This is a genomic window from uncultured Sphaerotilus sp., from assembly GCF_963924895.1.
Lineage (GTDB): Bacteria > Pseudomonadota > Gammaproteobacteria > Burkholderiales > Burkholderiaceae_C > Sphaerotilus.
The window spans coordinates 1-16,869 of sequence record NZ_CAWURG010000016.1 but is presented as its reverse complement, the minus strand read 5'-3'; the positions used below and the strand labels follow the sequence as shown (position 1 = coordinate 16,869).

General features: G+C 68.2%; 16 protein-coding genes and 2 pseudogenes. 9 read left to right on the top strand and 9 right to left on the bottom strand.

Features of this window, described 5'->3' with window-relative positions; translation table 11 throughout:
• Nucleotides 1-15: 15 nt before the first annotated feature.
• The 4 genes from hisD to AABN02_RS07025 form a co-directional block, all read right to left on the bottom strand.
• Nucleotides 16-1,338, bottom strand: coding sequence for a histidinol dehydrogenase (gene hisD / locus AABN02_RS07040; RefSeq protein ID WP_338414212.1), 1,323 nt, complete (start codon nt 1,336-1,338; stop codon nt 16-18).
• Nucleotides 1,339-1,366: 28 nt separating this feature from the next.
• Nucleotides 1,367-2,029: an ATP phosphoribosyltransferase gene (hisG, locus tag AABN02_RS07035; protein WP_338414211.1), complete on the bottom strand. Its 663-nt coding sequence runs from the start codon at nt 2,027-2,029 to the stop codon at nt 1,367-1,369.
• A complete protein-coding gene (gene murA, locus AABN02_RS07030) occupies nt 2,026-3,297 on the bottom strand; it encodes a UDP-N-acetylglucosamine 1-carboxyvinyltransferase (protein WP_338414210.1) in 1,272 nt (423 codons plus the stop codon). The genes hisG and murA overlap by 4 nt, the downstream gene beginning before the upstream one ends.
• Before the next feature lie 111 nt (nt 3,298-3,408).
• Nucleotides 3,409-3,687, bottom strand: a complete 279-nt coding sequence (locus tag AABN02_RS07025; protein WP_338414209.1) for a BolA family protein — start codon at nt 3,685-3,687, stop codon at nt 3,409-3,411.
• Nucleotides 3,688-3,757: 70 nt separating this feature from the next.
• On the opposite strand from AABN02_RS07025, the gene AABN02_RS07020 reads away from it, so the two are divergent.
• Nucleotides 3,758-4,030, top strand: coding sequence for an AbrB/MazE/SpoVT family DNA-binding domain-containing protein (locus AABN02_RS07020; protein WP_338414208.1), 273 nt, complete (start codon nt 3,758-3,760; stop codon nt 4,028-4,030).
• Nucleotides 4,017-4,412, top strand: coding sequence for a type II toxin-antitoxin system VapC family toxin (locus AABN02_RS07015; RefSeq protein ID WP_338414207.1), 396 nt, complete (start codon nt 4,017-4,019; stop codon nt 4,410-4,412). The genes AABN02_RS07020 and AABN02_RS07015 overlap by 14 nt, the downstream gene beginning before the upstream one ends.
• A 16-nt stretch (nt 4,413-4,428) precedes the next feature.
• Here AABN02_RS07015 and AABN02_RS07010 read toward each other — a convergent pair.
• From AABN02_RS07010 to AABN02_RS06990, 5 genes and pseudogenes are all read right to left on the bottom strand, one after another.
• Nucleotides 4,429-4,605, bottom strand: a pseudogene (locus tag AABN02_RS07010) (ABC transporter substrate-binding protein); the annotation flags it as partial.
• 64 nt (nt 4,606-4,669) lie between these two features.
• Nucleotides 4,670-5,578: an alpha/beta hydrolase gene (locus tag AABN02_RS07005; RefSeq protein ID WP_338414206.1), complete on the bottom strand. Its 909-nt coding sequence runs from the start codon at nt 5,576-5,578 to the stop codon at nt 4,670-4,672.
• Between the two features lie 98 nt (nt 5,579-5,676).
• The gene (locus AABN02_RS07000; RefSeq protein WP_338414205.1) at nt 5,677-6,477 is read right to left on the bottom strand and encodes a hypothetical protein; all 801 of its coding nucleotides are present in this window, start codon (nt 6,475-6,477) and stop codon (nt 5,677-5,679) included.
• Nucleotides 6,478-6,495: 18 nt separating this feature from the next.
• Nucleotides 6,496-7,872: an FAD-binding oxidoreductase gene (locus AABN02_RS06995; protein ID WP_338414204.1), complete on the bottom strand. Its 1,377-nt coding sequence runs from the start codon at nt 7,870-7,872 to the stop codon at nt 6,496-6,498.
• 112 nt (nt 7,873-7,984) lie between these two features.
• Nucleotides 7,985-8,254: a DUF4242 domain-containing protein gene (locus AABN02_RS06990; RefSeq protein ID WP_338414203.1), complete on the bottom strand. Its 270-nt coding sequence runs from the start codon at nt 8,252-8,254 to the stop codon at nt 7,985-7,987.
• A gap of 171 nt (nt 8,255-8,425) precedes the next feature.
• Here AABN02_RS06990 and AABN02_RS06985 point away from each other — a divergent pair, with 171 nt between their 5' ends.
• The 7 genes and pseudogenes from AABN02_RS06985 to AABN02_RS06955 form a co-directional block, all read left to right on the top strand.
• Complete coding sequence (locus AABN02_RS06985) at nt 8,426-11,383, top strand: AAA family ATPase (protein ID WP_338414202.1); 2,958 nt, start codon at nt 8,426-8,428, stop codon at nt 11,381-11,383.
• Between the two features lie 111 nt (nt 11,384-11,494).
• On the top strand, nt 11,495-11,947 hold the full coding sequence (locus AABN02_RS06980) for a type IV pilin protein (protein ID WP_338414201.1): 453 nt from the start codon (nt 11,495-11,497) through the stop codon (nt 11,945-11,947).
• The gene (locus AABN02_RS06975; protein WP_338414200.1) at nt 11,941-12,546 is read left to right on the top strand and encodes a prepilin-type N-terminal cleavage/methylation domain-containing protein; all 606 of its coding nucleotides are present in this window, start codon (nt 11,941-11,943) and stop codon (nt 12,544-12,546) included. Before AABN02_RS06980 ends, AABN02_RS06975 begins: the two co-directional genes overlap by 7 nt.
• Nucleotides 12,547-12,551: 5 nt before the next feature.
• Nucleotides 12,552-12,941 carry a type IV pilus modification protein PilV gene (gene pilV / locus AABN02_RS06970; protein ID WP_338414199.1) on the top strand — a complete coding sequence of 130 codons (390 nt, stop codon included), beginning with the start codon at nt 12,552-12,554 and terminating at the stop codon, nt 12,939-12,941.
• Entirely contained in the window at nt 12,938-14,122 is a 1,185-nt protein-coding gene (locus AABN02_RS06965; protein ID WP_338414198.1) for a PilW family protein, read from the top strand. The genes pilV and AABN02_RS06965 overlap by 4 nt, the downstream gene beginning before the upstream one ends.
• Complete coding sequence (locus tag AABN02_RS06960) at nt 14,119-14,718, top strand: hypothetical protein (protein ID WP_338414197.1); 600 nt, start codon at nt 14,119-14,121, stop codon at nt 14,716-14,718. Before AABN02_RS06965 ends, AABN02_RS06960 begins: the two co-directional genes overlap by 4 nt.
• A gap of 3 nt (nt 14,719-14,721) precedes the next feature.
• Nucleotides 14,722-16,869, top strand: a pseudogene (locus AABN02_RS06955) (pilus assembly protein); the annotation flags it as partial.

Below are 16,869 nucleotides of genomic sequence, written 5' to 3'. Positions count from 1 at the left end.
TCGCTCCTGCGCGGGTCAGTCGGCACGTTTCAGGCGGAACTCGGCGGCCTGCGCATGCGCCTGCAGCCCTTCGCCGTAAGCCAGTTCGGCGGCGATCACACCCAGCGTCTGCGCGCCCTGCTCGCTCACCTCGATCAGGCTGGAGCGCTTCTGGAAGTCATAGACCCCCAGCGGCGACGAGAAGCGCGCGGTGCCCGACGTCGGCAGCACGTGGTTCGGCCCAGCGCAGTAGTCGCCCAGGCTCTCGCTCGTGTACGCCCCCAGGAATATCGCCCCGGCGTGGCGCAGCAGCGGCTCCCAGCGGTGCGGGTCGGACGAGCTGACTTCGAGGTGCTCCGGCGCGATGCGGTTGCTGATCGCGCAGGCTTCATCCATGTCCCGCGTCAGGATCAGCGCGCCGCGGCCTTCCAGCGAGGCGCGGATCACGTCGCGGCGCGGCATCCCGTCGATCAGGCGGTCGATCTCGGCCTGCACCTTGGCGATGTAGTCCGCGTCCGGGCTCAGCAGGATCGACTGCGCGAGTTCGTCGTGTTCGGCTTGGCTGAACAGGTCCATCGCGACCCAGTCGGGCGGCGTTGTGCCGTCGGCCAGCACGAGGATCTCGCTCGGGCCGGCGATCATGTCGATGCCGACCTGGCCGAAAACACGCCGTTTGGCACTCGCCACGTAGGCGTTGCCGGGGCCGGTGACCTTGTCGACGCGGGGCACGGTCGCCGTCCCGTAGGCCAGCGCACCCACCGCCTGCGCGCCGCCGATCGTGAACGCACGGCTGACACCGGCGACATAGGCGGCGGCCAGCACCAGCGCGTTCTTCTCGCCCTTGGGCGTCGGCACGACCATGATGATTTCGCCGACCCCTGCGACATGCGCCGGGATCGCGTTCATCAGCACCGACGACGGGTACGCCGCCTTGCCGCCCGGGACATAGATGCCCACGCGGTCGAGCGGCGTGACCTTCTGGCCGAGCAGCGTGCCGTCTTCGTCGCGGTAGCTCCAGCTCAGGCCACACGCTTGCAACTGGCGCTCGTGGTAGCTGCGCACACGCTGGGCTGCGGCTTCGAGGGCGCTGCGCTGCGCGGGCGTGATCGCCTCGAACGCGGCCTTCAGCTCCTCGCGGGTCAGCTCCAGCGCGGTCATCGACTCGGCCTGCATGCCGTCGAAGCGGTTGGTGTACTCGATCACCGCCGCGTCGCCGCGCTGCTGCACGTCCTGCAGGATGCCCGCGACCCGTTCCTCGATCGCATGGTCCGTCTCCGCCGACCAGTGCAGCACGCGCTGGAACTCGGCTTCGAAGTCCGGAGCGGCGGTGTTCAGGTGGCGGATGGCGACGGAGGACATGGCGGGGCTTTCTTGAGCTTCGGGAAGGTCAGTCTTTGGGAATGGCGGAGGCAAAGGCGTCGATCAGCGGGCGGAGCTGGTCGCGCTTGAGCTTGAGGGCGGCCTGGTTGACCACCAGCCGCGACGAGATCTGCATGAACGGCTCGACCTCGACGAGGTGGTTCGCCACCAGCGTCTTGCCGGTGGAGACCAGATCGACGATGGCGTCGGCGAGACCCGTCAGCGGCGCGAGTTCCATCGAGCCGTAGAGCTTGATCAGGTCGACGTGCACGCCCTTGTCGGCGAAGTGCTGGCGGGCGATTGCCGTGTACTTGGTCGCCACGCGGATGCGCGAGCCCTGCTTCACGGCCGCCGCATAGTCGAAGCCTTCGCGCACCGCCACGCTCATGCGGCACTTGGCGATGTTCAGGTCGAGCGGCTGGTAGAGGCCCTGGCCGCCGTGCTCGATGAGGATGTCCTTGCCGGCCACGCCGAGGTCGGCGCCGCCGTACTGCACATAGGTCGGCACGTCGGTGGCGCGCACCAGCACGACCTGCACATCCGGCCGGTTCGTCGGCAGGATCAGCTTGCGGGACTTCTCGGGGTCTTCCAGCACCTCGATACCGGCGGCGGCCAGCAGCGGCAGCGTCTCCTCGAAGATGCGGCCCTTGGACAGCGCCAGCGTGATCATCCCGTTGGATGGCGTGCTCATGCGGGAACCCTTTCGATGTCGGCCCCGATGCCGCGCAGCTTGACTTCCATGGCGTCGTAGCCGCGGTCGAGGTGGTAGATGCGGTCGACCGTGGTGGTGCCGTCGGCGACGAGCCCGGCGATCACCAGCGAGGCCGAGGCGCGCAGGTCGGTGGCCATCACGGTGGCGCCCGACAGGCGCGGGATGCCTTCGACGATGGCGGTATGGCCGTCCACGGCGATGTGCGCGCCCAGGCGCACCAGCTCGTTGACGTGCATGAAGCGGTTCTCGAAGATGGTCTCGGTCACGCGCGCCACGCCTTCGGCGATGCAGTTCACGGTCATGAACTGCGCCTGCATGTCGGTCGGGAACAGCGGGTGCTCGCTGGTGCGGAAGCTCACCGCCTTCGGACGGTCGCTCATCTGCACGCGGATCCAGTCGTCGCCGGACTCGACCGTGACACCGGCCTCGCGCAGCTTGCTGATCACGGCGTCCAGATGGCTGGCGTCAGCGCGGCGCAGCGTCACGTCGCCACCGGCGGCGGCCACGGCACACAGGAAGGTGCCGGCCTCGATGCGGTCCGGGATGATCTGGTGCGGCACCTTGGGTGCGTGCAGGCGCTCGACGCCGGTGATGCGCAGGCGGCTGGTGCCGCGGCCGTCGATCTGGGCACCCATGGAGATGAGCAGGTCGACGAGGTCGGTGATTTCGGGCTCTTGTGCGGCGTTTTCCAACACCGTTTCGCCGTCGGCCAGCGTCGCGGCCATCAGCAGGTTCTCGGTGCCGGTGACGGTGACCATGTCGGTGGTGATGCGTGCACCCTTCAGGCGCGGCGACGCGGTGGCGTGGATGTAGCCATGTTCGACGCGGATCTCCGCGCCCATCGCCAGCAGGCCCTTGATGTGCTGGTCCACCGGCCGCGAGCCGATCGCGCAGCCGCCGGGCAGCGACACGCGCGCCACGCCGAAGCGCGCCAGCAGCGGGCCGAGCACGAGGATGGACGCGCGCATCGTCTTCACCAGCTCGTAGGTCGCCTCGGTGGAGGTGATGTTCGAGGCGTCGACGGTGACGATGCCGGGCGTGGCCGGATCGCGCGTGGAAGTCGCGCCGAGCTGGGCGAGCACCTTCAGCGTGGTCGAGACGTCCTTCAGGCCCGGCACATTGGCCAGGGTGACCGGCTCGGCCGTCAGCAGCGCCGCGCACAGCTCGGGCAGGGCGGCGTTCTTGGCGCCGGAGATCGTGACCTCACCCTGGAGGGTGCGGCCGCCGCGAATCAGAAGCTTGTCCATGGAGGTGTGCGTGTGCTTGCGAGGGGCTCATGCCGCGTTGCGGGCTGGCCTGTCGCACACCGGGGTCGGCATGCACACGCCCGCGCCGCAGCCTGGGGCCGCGCGCGGTGGTCAATGGTGGTGGGTGACGGGGCTGGTCGGTGCAGTACCGGCCTTGGCCCATTCGGCGGGAGTGAGCGTCTTCATCGACAGCGCGTGGATCTCTTCGCGCATGCGCTCGCCCAGCGCAGCGTAGACCAGCTGGTGGCGGGCCACGCGCAGCTTGCCTTCGAACTGGCTGGACACGATGGTCGCGAAGAAATGGCGGCCGTCACCGTCGACTTCCAGGTGCTCGCAGGACAGGCCGGCGGCAATGAAATCGCGGACTTGGGTGGGGGTGGGATCGGCCATGGTGCGTGAGATTGTAGCGGCATCGGCATCGGCTTATGATCTTACTTTCGTCTTACTCTGGAGGTGTCCAATGGAAGCCATCCCAACGACACGCCTGTCCAGCAAGGGGCAAATCATCATCCCCAAGCCCTTGCGCACCCTGTACCACTGGACACCCGGCACCGAGTTGGAAGTCATCGATGTGGGCGATGGCCTGCTGCTGCGCCCGCGTGTCACGTTTCCCGTCACCCAGCTGGACGACGTGGCCGGCTGCTTGCCCCACAGCAGCCCGGCACTGACCGACGACGACATTGCTGCGGCGCTGGCAGCGGGTGTCAAGGAGCAGTGGCTTGATCGCGATTGACACCAACGTCGTCGTGCGCTTTCTCGTCGCCGATGATCCGGCGCAGCATGCCGCCAGCACCCGTCTGCTGCGCGAGCACGACGTGTTCGTGCCGGACACGGTGGTGATCGAGACCGAGTGGGTGCTGCGCTTCGCCTACCGGTTCGAGCCGGTGCAGGTGGTGCGCGGCCTGCGCGGACTGTTCGGCTTGCCGAACGTGCATCTGGCGCAGGCCGCCCCGATCGCGCAGGCGCTGCGGTGGCATGAAGCGGACGGGCTGGATTTCGCTGACGCGCTCCATCTGGCGCAGAGTCAGCACCTCGCCGCGCTGAAGACCTTCGACCGGAAGTTCATCCGGCGGGCGGCGGCGCTGGGCACCTGCCGCGTCGAAGCGCCGGATTGAACCAGCCTCGGCACGGTCAGAGCTTCTGGGCCTGCATGAAGTCGTCGAAGCCGGCTTCGGCGAAGCGGAACCACAGGTTCTGGTCGGCGCGGAACTTGGCGTAGTCGGCGTAGACCTTCTTCCAGTTCGGGTTCTTGTCGCCGATCTCGGCGTACAGCGCCATCGATTCCTTGAGCGCCATCTCCATCACGTCGTCAGCGGATGAGTAGAAAGGCGACACCCTGATGTACTCGGGAATCATCATCCTTTTGCTTTGACTATCTGAGCCTCTTGAGAAACGACTCAAGCATGGCGTTGAACTTGTCAGGAAACTCCCAGAACATGAGGTGCTGACCAAGTTCTTCTACCTCGGAGTGAGGTGTGTTCTTTGCTAGCCAAGCCTTTCCAAGTGGAGTCCATCCGTCGAACCAGCCGGGATTGGCCAGAATATTCAAGACAGGAATTTTTCCGTCAATCGCCTTCGCTTCCGCACTGTAATCCGCCATGCTACCGTCGTAGTCGAGTTGCAAGGTGACGGAGGTTGGTGTTTGCAACATCTGCTTGATGAACCATTTTTTTTCGCCATCAGTCAATGGACGGGTAACCATCGACTGCAAGAAGTCGCCCGATGTCTTCACTCGGTCATAGCTGATGCCATCGTGGAAGCCTTTGAGATCAACGGCACTCTTCAGGGTGCCCCAATCACCTTCTGCCTCGACAATCGCCTTCGGATTGGAGTCGATGCAAACAAAGGCTTTTACATTCTGGGTGCCATGGACTCTGAAGTAAGCGTAGACATCATGACAGCCCCAAGAGTGGGCAACAAGAACGACATCCTTCAGTCGCAATGCTGTCATGAAGTCGTTGAGATCAACGCCGTGCTGTGTGTAATGATTGTTTTCTGCTGTCTTGGTTGAACGTCCCTGACTCCGTGGGTCATAACTGATCGTTCGATAGGACTTCGAGAAGTAGTCAACTTGTTTTTGCAGCATTTCCGAAGTACCAGTCCAGCCAGGGATAAAAACAATCGGTGTTCCTCGTCCTTTGTCAACGTAATACAGTTGCAATTCCGGACTGACGCGAATTAACTGACCTGCAAATGCGTTGCCGCACAACGTCAGAATGGCACCGAAAAGAATGCTCAACCATCGATTTAACCGGTTGACTGATTGACGATTCATTTTCATATCTCCTATTGTCATGAGGTGTGCCAGTGGGGCTAGAGATATTGGCGACGTCCGGACCCCACATGCCGAAAGGCGTAGACTGCGAGGAGGTAGAAACCTCATTTCACCTTCAGCGTGAACGTCCCCTCCGTCATGCCCAGAATCCCGCTGACAGAGCGCAACTGCAGGATGTGGTCACCCCGAGGCAGCGGCTCGATGGTGACGAAGAACCCATCGGACAGACCCACCTGAGGCGAGCCGGTCAAACACCCATCAACGGCCTTGAGATCAGCGGCGGCCGTGAAGCCGAACGTCCGGGTCGTGATGCGGCGCGGCTTCAGGCTGCGACCATTCAGGCGCGCCTCGACGACGGAGTAGCTCTCGATCAGCGGGATCAGTCCGCCGCCCAGGAAGTCCGCGAACGTCTGGCCCGGTGCTGGCTCGAAAGCCGGCGGGCTCGGACAGGGGTAGTCGCTCAGGAAGACGGCCACAGGGGCCAGGATCGCCTTGCCGACCGGGACCGTGCAGGTCCGGCTGAACGAACCACCCAGCGGCCCCACCAGAAACCAGACCGGCCCCTCCTGGTTGACCTCGCAATCGCCCCCCGCGATGGCCGGATTGGCATTGAACGGGATCGACAACGTCCAGCGCCAGAACGACTGCGCCCACTCGGCATGGCTGCGACCACGCCACGCGCCCTGTGACCCCTCGGACCGGGCTGCGGCATCGGATTGGCCGGCATGGGTGGGGCTGTGGTGGGCGCTCGGAATGCGAGCGCCGCGTGCACCATCCATGCCAGCCTGCGTGGGCAGCGCCAGCACCAGAGCACTGACCAGCACGGCCACGGCCGTCAGCGGGAATGTCACGGGGAACTTCATGATGACTCCTTGCAGTTGCATCGGAACGAGGGCGGAAGCCAACACACCAGTGACCGCGGATCACGCGGGCACGATGTTCTGGTTGACCCGGAACAGGTTGCCCGGGTCGTAGCGGCGCTTGAGGGCGAACAGGCGGTCCAGGTTGCCGCGGTAGGCGGCCTGCACCCGGGCATCACCCTCTTCCATCAGGAAGTTGATGTAGGAGCCGCCCGCCGAGAGGTCGTGCAGCGCCGCGCCGTAGTCCTTGCACCAGCGGGTGATCGCGTCCCGGTCGGCGGGATCGTGGCTGACCCCGGCGACGACCTGCGCGAACTGCGACCGCCGGTAGCTGAAGGCTGTTTCGTTCGGTCCGACCGCGTGGACCTGCCCGAGCACCGGGTAGAGGTGCATCAGCGAATGCAGCGTCGGCACCCGGGCGGCAAACTCGACATGCCGCGCGATGGCCTCGTCGCTGAGCGTGTCGAAGAAGTCGCCCCGCCAGTACCACTGCAGCCCCGCCGGGTACAGCGCGTCGAACATGCCCTGCAGCATGGGCATCGGCATGGGCTGGACCGCGTCGATCATCGGTGGCCCGAAGGCCCGGATAGGCGCGAACACCTGTCCGGCCTGTTCAGGCGGGCCGGTGTAGCACCACACCACCGCGCAGACCGTCCGCCCGTGCAGCGCCGCCGGGAAGGGATCGACCGGGGGAATCTTGCCGAGGTGGACAAAGCCGTTCAGGTCCGGCGGCGCCGACACGATGAACTCGCGGTACCAGCGCAGCAGGTCGGTCATGCGCTCGATCGGCCAGATCGTCATGCCGCCCACCACGTCGCGCACTGGCTCCAGCCGGAACTCGAACGTGGTCACGACCCCGAAATTGCCCCCACCACCCCGCAGTGCCCAGAACAGGTCCGGATGTTCGTTCGCCGAGGCCGTGACCGCCTCGCCGCTGGCCAGCACCACATCGGCCGACAACAGGTGATCGACCGTCAGACCGTACTGGCGACTCAGGTAGCCGATGCCACCGCCGAGCGTCAGCCCGGCGATGCCGGTTGTGCCGTTGATGCCCATGGGCAGCGCCAAGCCGTGGGCATGGGTGGCGGCGTCGATCTCGCGGAGGAGGCATCCGGCCCCCACCCGCGCCGTCCGGGCCGCCGGATCGATCTCGATGGCCTTGAACAGCGACATGTCCAGCACGACGCCGTCGTCGCACACGCCCAGCCCGCCGCCGTTGTGCCCGCCGCCGCGCAGCGCCAGCAACTGCTGGTGGTCACTGGCCAGGCGCACGGTGTGCTGCACATCGGCCACGTCGCGGGCATAGACGATGAGCCGAGGGCGCCGGTCGATCATGCCGTTGTAGACCTGGCGGGCGGCGTCGTAGCCGGTGTCCCCAGGCTGGACTAGGTGTCCGTGCAGCACGGTGGAAAACGCCGAGAGGGCAGAGACGGACAACATGGCAGAACCTCCTGTCGGTCCGCAGCCGCGAACCGTGCCACTGTTGTAGGCCTGCCGGCGTCACCGACCAATAGTCAGGATTGACTATCCAGCGTCCACCGTCCACCAACCACTAGCCCGCGGGAGGCCTGACCGCTTCGGGACGGACCTGGGAGACTTCGACAATGACATCGGCGGGCAGGCCGGCGCGGCGCGCTGCTTCCAGGATCTTGTCGGGGCTACCTGCTTCGTAGAGGCAGTAGGTCTTGCGCTGGTCGGCGCTCAGGAACGAGTACAGCCAGTGCACGCCGACCTCGGCATTGATCTGCTGGAGACCTGCCATGCCATCGGCATCCATGTCGAGGCGTTCGGCGAATTGGCGTTCGATGAGGAAGAGTGGCATCACAGCCTCCCGTGGTTGGGTCCGTCAGATGTGCGCGCCTGCAGCGTAAGCCGCTCGCCACCCATTGACAAGCAGGCACTTTCACCCCCTGGTGCGCTTGCCTCACCCACCGGGGCGCGACATACTCCACCGGTTGGTACGCATTCGTAGCAGCGTGGGCAGGGAGGCGCGATGCGAACGGTACTTGACCCGGAGTTCGGGCATCTGGTGGGGCGTCGTGACGAATCTGCCCAGCTGGAGGCCGCACTGCAACTGGCCCGCGGGGGGCGGCGTCAACTGGTGCTGCTGTCCGGACCGGCCGGTGCGGGCAAGTCGCGGCTGGCCAGCGAACTGGAACGCACGGCGACACGGGCCGGCGATCTGGTGGTCTGGGGCCGTTGCCCGGAGTCACCGGGTACGCCCCCATTCTGGCCATGGACCCAGGCACTGCGCAGCCTGAGCCGCCAGATTCCGGGCGATCCCGCCGGCGACGGCCCCGGCATTGGCCTGGACGACCTGCTCGACCAGATGGCACCGGCTGAGACGTCGCCGTCCTCCGGCCAGACCGTCAGTGACGCCGAACAGGCACGTTTTCGCCTCCTCGACGGCGTGACCCGCGCGCTGCAGCGGGCACCCGATGGCCGGATGCTCGTGCTGATCCTGGACGATGTGCACTGGGCCGACCCCTCGTCGCTCCGCTTGCTGGCCTTCGTGGCCGATGGACTGGACCAGGCGCGGGTGGCGCTGGTCGTCACCTACCGCGAGGACGCGCTCGCGGTCGAACCCGCCCTGCGCGACACCGTGGCCGAACTGCTGCGCCTGCAGCGGGTGCGGCAGATCCGGCTGCCTCCGTTCACGCAGGACGAGGTGCGCGAGTACCTGCGCCGCTACCTCGACCAGCGGGCAGTGACCGAGGAGCTGGTGCGCCTCGTCCACGAGCGCACGGAGGGCCTGCCCTTCTTCGTGGTGGAGACGGCACGCTTCCTGCAGGAGCATGACGTCGGCCACCTCGCCGACATCCCGCCAGGCATCCGCACCATGATCGGCAAGCGGGCCGGGACCCTGTCCCACGGCGCCCGACAGGTGCTGACGACCGCGGCCTGCATGGGCCGCCGCTTCTCGCCGGCCTTGCTGATCCGACTCAGCCCGGACCGCTCCGACGATGAGGTCCTGCAGTCGCTGGAGGAAGCCCGGGCGGCCGGTCTGATCGAAACCGGGCCGGACACCGAATGGCTGCACTTCGGCCATGCGCTGATCCGCGAGACGCTGTATGCCGAGATGCTGCCGCTGCGGCGTGCCCGGCTGCACCTGCGCATCGCCGAGTTGCTGGACGCCGACGCGCCTGCGCAGCCGCCCGCCAGCCTGTGGCCGGCACTGGCCTACCACTACGCCGAGGCCGCAAGCGTGGGCGGCGCAGCGCGCGCACTGGACTGTGCCAGCCGGGCTGGCGACACCGCCGCCCAGGCCCACGCGCACGAGGAAGCCGCGCGCTGTTTCCGCGCCGCGCTGGCCATGGCCGACCGGGCCGAGCAGACCGATCCGCTGGTGCGCTGCACCCTGCTGCTGCGCCTGGGACGCGCGCTCACCGAGCACGGCGCCGGCGAGTCCGGTGCCGAGGTCTGGCAGGACGCCGCGGCGCTGGCGGACCAGCTCGACCAGCCCGCCCTGCTGGCCCGCGCCGCGCTCGGCTTGGCGATCTCCATGAAGCTGCAGGGACTGGCCAGCACGCAGGTGATCCGGTGGCTGGACCGCGCGCTGGCCAGCGACGCCCTGGACGATGACCTGCGGGTCGAGTTGCTCTGCCAGCTTTGCCGCGCCCGCATCTACCTCGACCAGCGGGTCGCCGCCGACGAGGCCCACCACCAAGCACTCGCACTGGCGCCCGAGCGCGGGCCGGCGCGCCGCCGCTACTTTGCGCGGATGTGCCTGTGCACGGCGGTGTACTGGCCCGAGGACCTCGAGCGGCGCCTATCCCTCGGCGCACAGGCGCAGGCGCTCGCCCTGGCAAACGACGAGATTCCGCGGACGGCGCTGGTGGAATTGCTGTGCTACCGGGTGATCGACCTGATGCGCTGCGGTGCCCGAGAGGCGCTCGCCGACGCGCAGCAGCTCGGACTTGCGCTGGCCCGCCAGGGCCGCCTGGTGCTCTACGAGGGCCTGCTGACAGGCAACAGGGCCATCACCGCCCTCAACGACGGCCGCCTGCAGGATGCGGAGGCCTGGGCGGCCCAGGCCATGGGAATCAGCCGCAAGGCCTCCGACACCCAGGCCACCACCGCCTATGGCATGCACATGTTCTGCATCCGCCGGGAGCAGGGTCGACTGCACGAGGCGCTGCCCCTGCTGCGCCTCCTGGTCGGCCCGGACGGCGCAGCGCCATCGACGCAGGCCGCGCTCTGGCGGCCGGGCCTGATGCTGCTCTATGCCGAGCTGGGCATGACGGAGGCTTGCCGCACCGAGTACGAGCGGCTGCTGCCACTGGCCTGCGCACCGACAGCCGGAGACGCCAGCGCGCTGTGCCGGCTGCTGTTCACGGCGGAAGCCTGCGTGGCGCTCGACGACGCCCCGGGCGCCGCCCTGCTGCGCGAGCGTCTGCAGCCCCATGCCGGCAGCGCCCTCGTGGTCGATGCAGGGGGCGGGCCGTGTGCCGGGTCGGCCGACCGCTTGCGCGGCATGCTCGCCACGGTGTGCGGCGATTTCGGCCAGGCGCAGCACTGTTTCGACGCGGCCCTGGCCTTCGAGACCGCCTGCGGCTGGCGCACCTGGCAAGCCCATACCCGCTTCCGCCTGGCCTGGATGTGGCAACAGCGTGCCACGCAAGGCGATGCCGATGCGGCCCGCCAGCTCGCCGGTCGCGTCCGGACCGAGGCCACCGCGCTCGGCCTGGAGGCGCTGGCAGCACGCTGCCAGACCCTGCTGACCCGGCTGGACGCCACCCGCCCCCGCCACCCCTGCGGCCTCACCGACCGCGAGGTCGAGGTGCTGCGACTCATCGCCATCGGCCGCAACAACCGCGAGGTGGCACAGGTGCTGTCGATCAGCCCCAACACCGTCGCCAACCACATGCGCAGCATCCTGGAAAAGACCTACTGCGCCAACCGGACGGAGGCCGCGGCGTTCGCGGCCCGCGAAGGTCTGCTGAAGGGCTGAACCGTCAGGGCGGGCGGCCTCGCCTGCGGAATGCCGCGCGAACCCGGCGCTTATCACCGGCTTGCCCGGCCCCGGCGCCCGGCACAGTCCGGCGACAAGCCCCGCACACTCATGTCCAGCACCCTGCCACTGTCCCCTCGCCGACTGCCCCGCGGCTTCACGCTGATCGAGATGGTCATCGCGGTCGCGATGGTCGCCATCCTGGCCGCCCTGGCCTTGCCGAACTACCGGGAACACGTCGTGCGCAGCCAGATCACCGAGGCCACGCAGGCCCTGGCCGACGCGCGGGCCGCCATGGAGCAGTACTACCTGAACCAGCGCAGCTACACCGGCGGCCCCTGTGCCACCGCGGCCACGATCGGCACGTTTACCATCGCCTGCACCACCGTGCCCACGGCCGAGGCCTACGAGATCACCGCCACCGGCAGCCAGGCGAGTGCGGGCTTCACCTTCGCGGTCGACCACCACGGTACCCAGCGGACCTACGCCCTGCCGGCCGGCTGGGGCAACGTGCCGAGCGGCGGATATCCGTGCTGGATCGGCAGCAAGGGCCAGACATGCTGAACGGGAATGTCCGCCTGCCGCGGCGGCAGGGCTTCACCCTGATCGAACTGCTGGTCACGCTGACGCTCGTGGGGGTCCTGCTGTCGATCGCCACCCCGATGATGGCCACGTGGACGGCCAATGTGCGGGTGCGGGCCGTGGCCGAGCAGCTCGGCAACGACCTGCGTCTGACCCAGTCCGAGGCGCTGCGCCGCAACCGGCAGACCGTGCTCGCCCTGACGAATGCGACGCCGGCCCTGAACGCCACCGCAGCGGCCAATGGCAACCGCTGGTTCGCCCAGGCCCTGCCGATGCTGGCCGGCGAGACATTGACCGACCGCCACTTCGTCCTGGCTTCCTCCAGCGCCCGGCAGAACAAGGTGAGCATCAGCGGCCCGGCCGTCACCTGCTTCAACGCGATCGGACGGCCGGTGAGCAGCACGGCCACCGGGCTCGGCCAGAACTGCACGGCCCCCACCAGCGCGACCACGCCCGCCCAGTACGTCGTCAGCGCCACCAGCAGCAACCGGCCGCTGCGGGTGTCGGTCTTCATGGGCGGCCAGGTTCGCCTGTGCGACCCGGCCCGCTCGCTGGCCGCAGGCGCGGCCGACGGATGCTGAACAACATGCCCACCCGCGCCCGCGGCTTCACGCTGCTCGAAACCCTGGTGGCCCTGCTGGTGCTGTCCTTCGGCGTCATGGGGCTGATCGCCCTGCAGGGACGGGCGCTGCAATACGCCGTCGACGCGGAGGACCGCAACCGCGCCGCCCTCCTCGCGGACGAGCTGGTCAGCCTGATGTGGCTGTCGCGCACCGTCACGCTGCCCAGCGCGACCGTGGCGAGCTGGACAGCGCAGGTCCAGAACGCCGCCGCCTCCGGGCTGCCGCAGGCGAGTGCCACCGTGAGCGACCCGGACGCGCTGGGCGTCGTCACCATCACGATCCGCTGGCGCCCGCCCTCGCGCAAGGCCGCCAGCGGGGACCTGGTCTACTCGACGAAGGTGGTGGTGCCATGACGCCCGGGGTGCGCATGCGCGGCGTCACGCTGATCGAGGTCATGGTCTCGCTGGCGGTCAGCGCCTTCATCTCCGTCATCGTGGTCAGCGTGATGTCGCTGGCCGAGACCAGCAAGCGCCGCACGATCGCCGGCAGCGACCTCAGCCAGGTGTCGGCCTACGTGCAGTCGACGCTGGACCGCTCGCTGCGCAGCGCCGGCTCCGGCTTCACGCAGGCGGCCGCCTACGCCTTCGGCTGCCAGCTCCACGCCGCCAAGACGGGGCAGCAGGTCCTGCCGCGGCTCAGCGGCAGTCCGCTGCCCGCCCCTTTTGCGTCCGTCAGCACCGGAACCACCGGCGTGTTCCGCCTGGCGCCGGTGGTCATCGCGCGCGGCCAGACCACGCCGGGTGTCAGCGGCCAGAGTTCGGACGTGCTGGTCATCATGGCGGGCCAGTCCGGCCAGTCGGAGACCGCCGCCGGCTTCGCGGCGGATGCCCAGACCGGCACCCTGCTGCTGAGCAACGCCGTGGGCCTGAATCCGCAGGACCTGCTGCTCGTCACCGACCGCCAGCCCATCGCCAGCGGCACCGCACCCTGCTTGGTCGAGCAGGTGGCTTCGACCTTCAACGCGGCCACCGCGGGCGGCACCGTCCCGCTCGCCGGCACCTACGCCACCGCCAACGTCGGCACCACCGCCGTGCTGACGAACTACTCGATCGTCAGCCAGGTGCTCGCCCTGGGCAATGTCGCCAACGGCAACCCGCCGACGCTGCAGCTGGTCGGTGTCGGCGACAGCAACACCCTCTACACCTACGACCTGCTCCAGACCACCGGGTCGCCGCTGCAGCCGGTGGCCGATGGCGTGTTCGAGCTGCATGCGCTCTACGGCATCGACACCGATGGCGACCAGCGCATCAACCAATGGGTCACGCCGACCGGCACCTACGCCATCGCCAGCCTGATGGACGGCAGCACCACGGCCAGCGCCCGGCTGCGCACCATCGTGGCGCTGCGGCTCGGGCTGCTGCTGCGCTCGACGCTGCGGGAAGGCTCGGCCGTGGCGCCCACCAGCCTGAAGCTCTTCGCCGATCTGGGCAGCAGCCTCACCTTCACGCGCACCCTGAGCACCGCCGAGCAGCGCTACCGCTACCGCACGCTGGAGTCGACGATCCCGCTGCGCAACCTGCTGAATCCGCCATGACGCGCAACAGGACGCGCCCCGTGCGCCGCACCCAGTCCGGCTTCATCCTGCTGTTCACGCTCGTGGCGCTGGTGGCGGTGCTGGTGGCCGGCCTGTCGCTGATCCGGGCCATGGACGTGGGCCTGCTGCAGGCCGGCAACCTCGCCTTCCGGCGGGACCTGGTCAACCAGGCGGAGCGCGGGATCGCGCAGGCCGTCGCCCGGTTCAGCGGCACCGGCGCGCTGACCAGCGAAGCCCTGCGCAACGCCAACGCCCCGGCGATCAACTACTCGGCCGTCCGCCTGGCCACCAATGCCCAGGGCGTCCCCACGCTGCTGCTCGACGACGCTGCCTTCACCGCAGCCGGCATGACCGGCACCGACCTGACGGACAGCAGCAGCGGCGTGACGGTGCGGGTCGTCATCGACCGCCAGTGCACCGCGGCCGGCGACATCGCCGGCAACGCCTGCGCGCTGGCCACCTCCGACGGCGACCGCGCCGCCGACGACCGTTACCGCCAGGTGCGGGGCGAGGCCCAGCCCATCTACCGCATCAGTGTGCGGGCCACCGGCCCGCGCAACACGCAGGCCTATTTCCAGTCCACCGTGGCGCGCTGAACCATGACCCACTCGCTCGATCTCCTCAGCCGTCTCAGCCACCGCTGCGCCAATGTCCTGCTCGGACTGGTGGGTCTGCTGAGCCTGTGCACCGGCCCGGCCCGGGCGCTCGACCTGTCGGATACGCCGCTGTTCGCCTCGGCCAGCGTGCCGGGCAACCTGCTGCTGGCCCTCTCCGTCGAATGGCCGACCGCCACCACCCCGGCGTATCCGAACACCGTCGCCTACGCGCCTGCCACCGCCTACGTGGGCTACTTCGACCCCGAGAAGTGCTACCGCTACAACGCCGACGCGGTCACCCCCGCCAACAGCTACTTCGTGCCACACAGCGCCGCGGCGAACCACACCTGCACGTCCACGGCCACCCTGTCGCTGTGGAGCGGCAACTGGCTGAACTGGACCTCCACCCAGACCATCGACGCCTTCCGCTGGACGCTGACCGGCGGCACCCGCATGGCCGGCTTCGACACCCCGACCCTGACGGTGCTGCAGAAGACCTACCACAACGGGATGGGCGACCGGTCCAGCATCTATCCGGACAAGCTGAGCGTCGGCGCGGCCACGGTCAGCGGCGCCACGCCCTTTGGCTGGACCAGCGCCGTCGCCCGCATCCATGGCATGGGCCACGCGATGATCGTCAGCGCCGGGCTCGACCTGCGCTGCAACTTCTCGCTGAGCGGCAACAGCGCGACCCACACCTGCGATGGCTTTGCCGGTGCGCAGCAGAGCTGCACCACCGCCAACCCCAACGCCACCTGCACGCAGACCGTCAGCAACCCGGCCTACACCGTGACCTGCGGCTACTCCGTCAACAGCGGCAACTACACCTACATCTGCACCGGCACGCCAGTAGGCGGCAACGCCAGCGTCTGCACGGTGACGGTCGGCAACACGGGCGCTACCAGCTGCAATGCCGCCGACCCGACCTTCACGAACTACACCAGCCAGTCCTCGGCCGCGGGCACGGGCAGCAGCAGCGCGTTCTACCGCCTCTACATCCAGCTCCAGGCCTGCAACGCCACGGTCGGCCTGGAGAGCAACTGCGTCCCCTACGCCAGCAGCAGCAAGCCCGAGGGGCTGATGCAGAAGTACGCGAACAAGCTGCGCTACTCCGCCTTCGGCTACCTCAACGACAACGACACCTTTCGTGACGGCGGCGTGATGCGCTCGCGCATGAAGTACATCGGCCCGACCAAGCCGGTGCCGGGCTCGGCCGCGCTGTCCAACGCGGCGGCGGAATGGAACAGCAGCACGGGCGTCATGCTGACCAGTCCGGATGCCACGGACGCCACCGCCACCGCGGCCACCGCCCTGAGCCAGACCGGGCTGACCGTCTCGGTCGCCAACAGCGGCGCGATGAACTACGTCAACAAGTTCGGCCTGACCTCACAGGCCCTCAAGAGCTTCGACCCGGTCGGTGAGCTGTACTACGCCGGCCTGCGCTACTTCCGCAAGCTGGGACCGGTGGCCAGCTACAGCAGCTTCTCCGGGGTCACCAACGCCGGCACGCTGTCGGCCATGATCGACGACTTCCCGGTCATCACCACCTGGGACGACCCGGTCCTCTACGCCTGCCAGAAGAACTTCATCCTCGGCATCGGCGACATCAACACCTGGAACGACGCCAACCTGCAGGGCAGCACGATCCGCACGACCAGCGAGCCGACCCTCCCGCCCGAAGTCACCGCCGACACCGACCTCAACGTCAAGACCTCCACCGACATGGTCGGGCAGCTCGAAGGGCTGTCCAACCTGGGCGGCTACTCGTCCGGCCGCAACAACAGCTTCTTCATCGCCGGCATGGCCTACGACGCCCACACCCGGGACCAGCGCAGCGACCTCACCGGCGACCAGACCGTCAGCACCTACTGGGTCGACGTGCTCGAAGGCCAAAGCTATTCCCACCGGAACCAGTACTGGCTGGCGGCCAAGTACGGCGGCTTCACGGTACCCGCCGGCTTCAACCCCTACGCCGCCACCAACACCACCACCACCCTGCCCCTGGCGGCCTGGTACACCAACACCGACACCCTGCCCAATGGCGGCACGACCCAGCTGCGCCCGGACAACTACTACACCGGCGGCCAGGCTGCCACGATGGTGTCCGGCCTGAACGCGGCATTCGCCAGAATCGCGGCCGATGCATCGGCC

What these genes read in the sequence shown, in the direction of transcription:
- hisD (WP_338414212.1), bottom strand. Translation starts at nt 1,338, where the DNA reads ATGTCCTCCGTCGCCATCCGCCACCTGAACACCGCCGCTCCGGACTTC.
- hisG (WP_338414211.1), bottom strand. Translation starts at nt 2,029, where the DNA reads ATGAGCACGCCATCCAACGGGATGATCACGCTGGCGCTGTCCAAGGGC.
- murA (WP_338414210.1), bottom strand. Translation starts at nt 3,297, where the DNA reads ATGGACAAGCTTCTGATTCGCGGCGGCCGCACCCTCCAGGGTGAGGTC.
- AABN02_RS07025 (WP_338414209.1), bottom strand. Translation starts at nt 3,687, where the DNA reads ATGGCCGATCCCACCCCCACCCAAGTCCGCGATTTCATTGCCGCCGGC.
- AABN02_RS07020 (WP_338414208.1), top strand. Translation starts at nt 3,758, where the DNA reads ATGGAAGCCATCCCAACGACACGCCTGTCCAGCAAGGGGCAAATCATC.
- AABN02_RS07005 (WP_338414206.1), bottom strand. Translation starts at nt 5,578, where the DNA reads ATGAAAATGAATCGTCAATCAGTCAACCGGTTAAATCGATGGTTGAGC.
- AABN02_RS06995 (WP_338414204.1), bottom strand. Translation starts at nt 7,872, where the DNA reads ATGTTGTCCGTCTCTGCCCTCTCGGCGTTTTCCACCGTGCTGCACGGA.
- AABN02_RS06990 (WP_338414203.1), bottom strand. Translation starts at nt 8,254, where the DNA reads ATGCCACTCTTCCTCATCGAACGCCAATTCGCCGAACGCCTCGACATG.
- AABN02_RS06985 (WP_338414202.1), top strand. Translation starts at nt 8,426, where the DNA reads ATGCGAACGGTACTTGACCCGGAGTTCGGGCATCTGGTGGGGCGTCGT.
- AABN02_RS06980 (WP_338414201.1), top strand. Translation starts at nt 11,495, where the DNA reads ATGTCCAGCACCCTGCCACTGTCCCCTCGCCGACTGCCCCGCGGCTTC.
- AABN02_RS06975 (WP_338414200.1), top strand. Translation starts at nt 11,941, where the DNA reads ATGCTGAACGGGAATGTCCGCCTGCCGCGGCGGCAGGGCTTCACCCTG.
- pilV (WP_338414199.1), top strand. Translation starts at nt 12,552, where the DNA reads ATGCCCACCCGCGCCCGCGGCTTCACGCTGCTCGAAACCCTGGTGGCC.
- AABN02_RS06965 (WP_338414198.1), top strand. Translation starts at nt 12,938, where the DNA reads ATGACGCCCGGGGTGCGCATGCGCGGCGTCACGCTGATCGAGGTCATG.
- AABN02_RS06960 (WP_338414197.1), top strand. Translation starts at nt 14,119, where the DNA reads ATGACGCGCAACAGGACGCGCCCCGTGCGCCGCACCCAGTCCGGCTTC.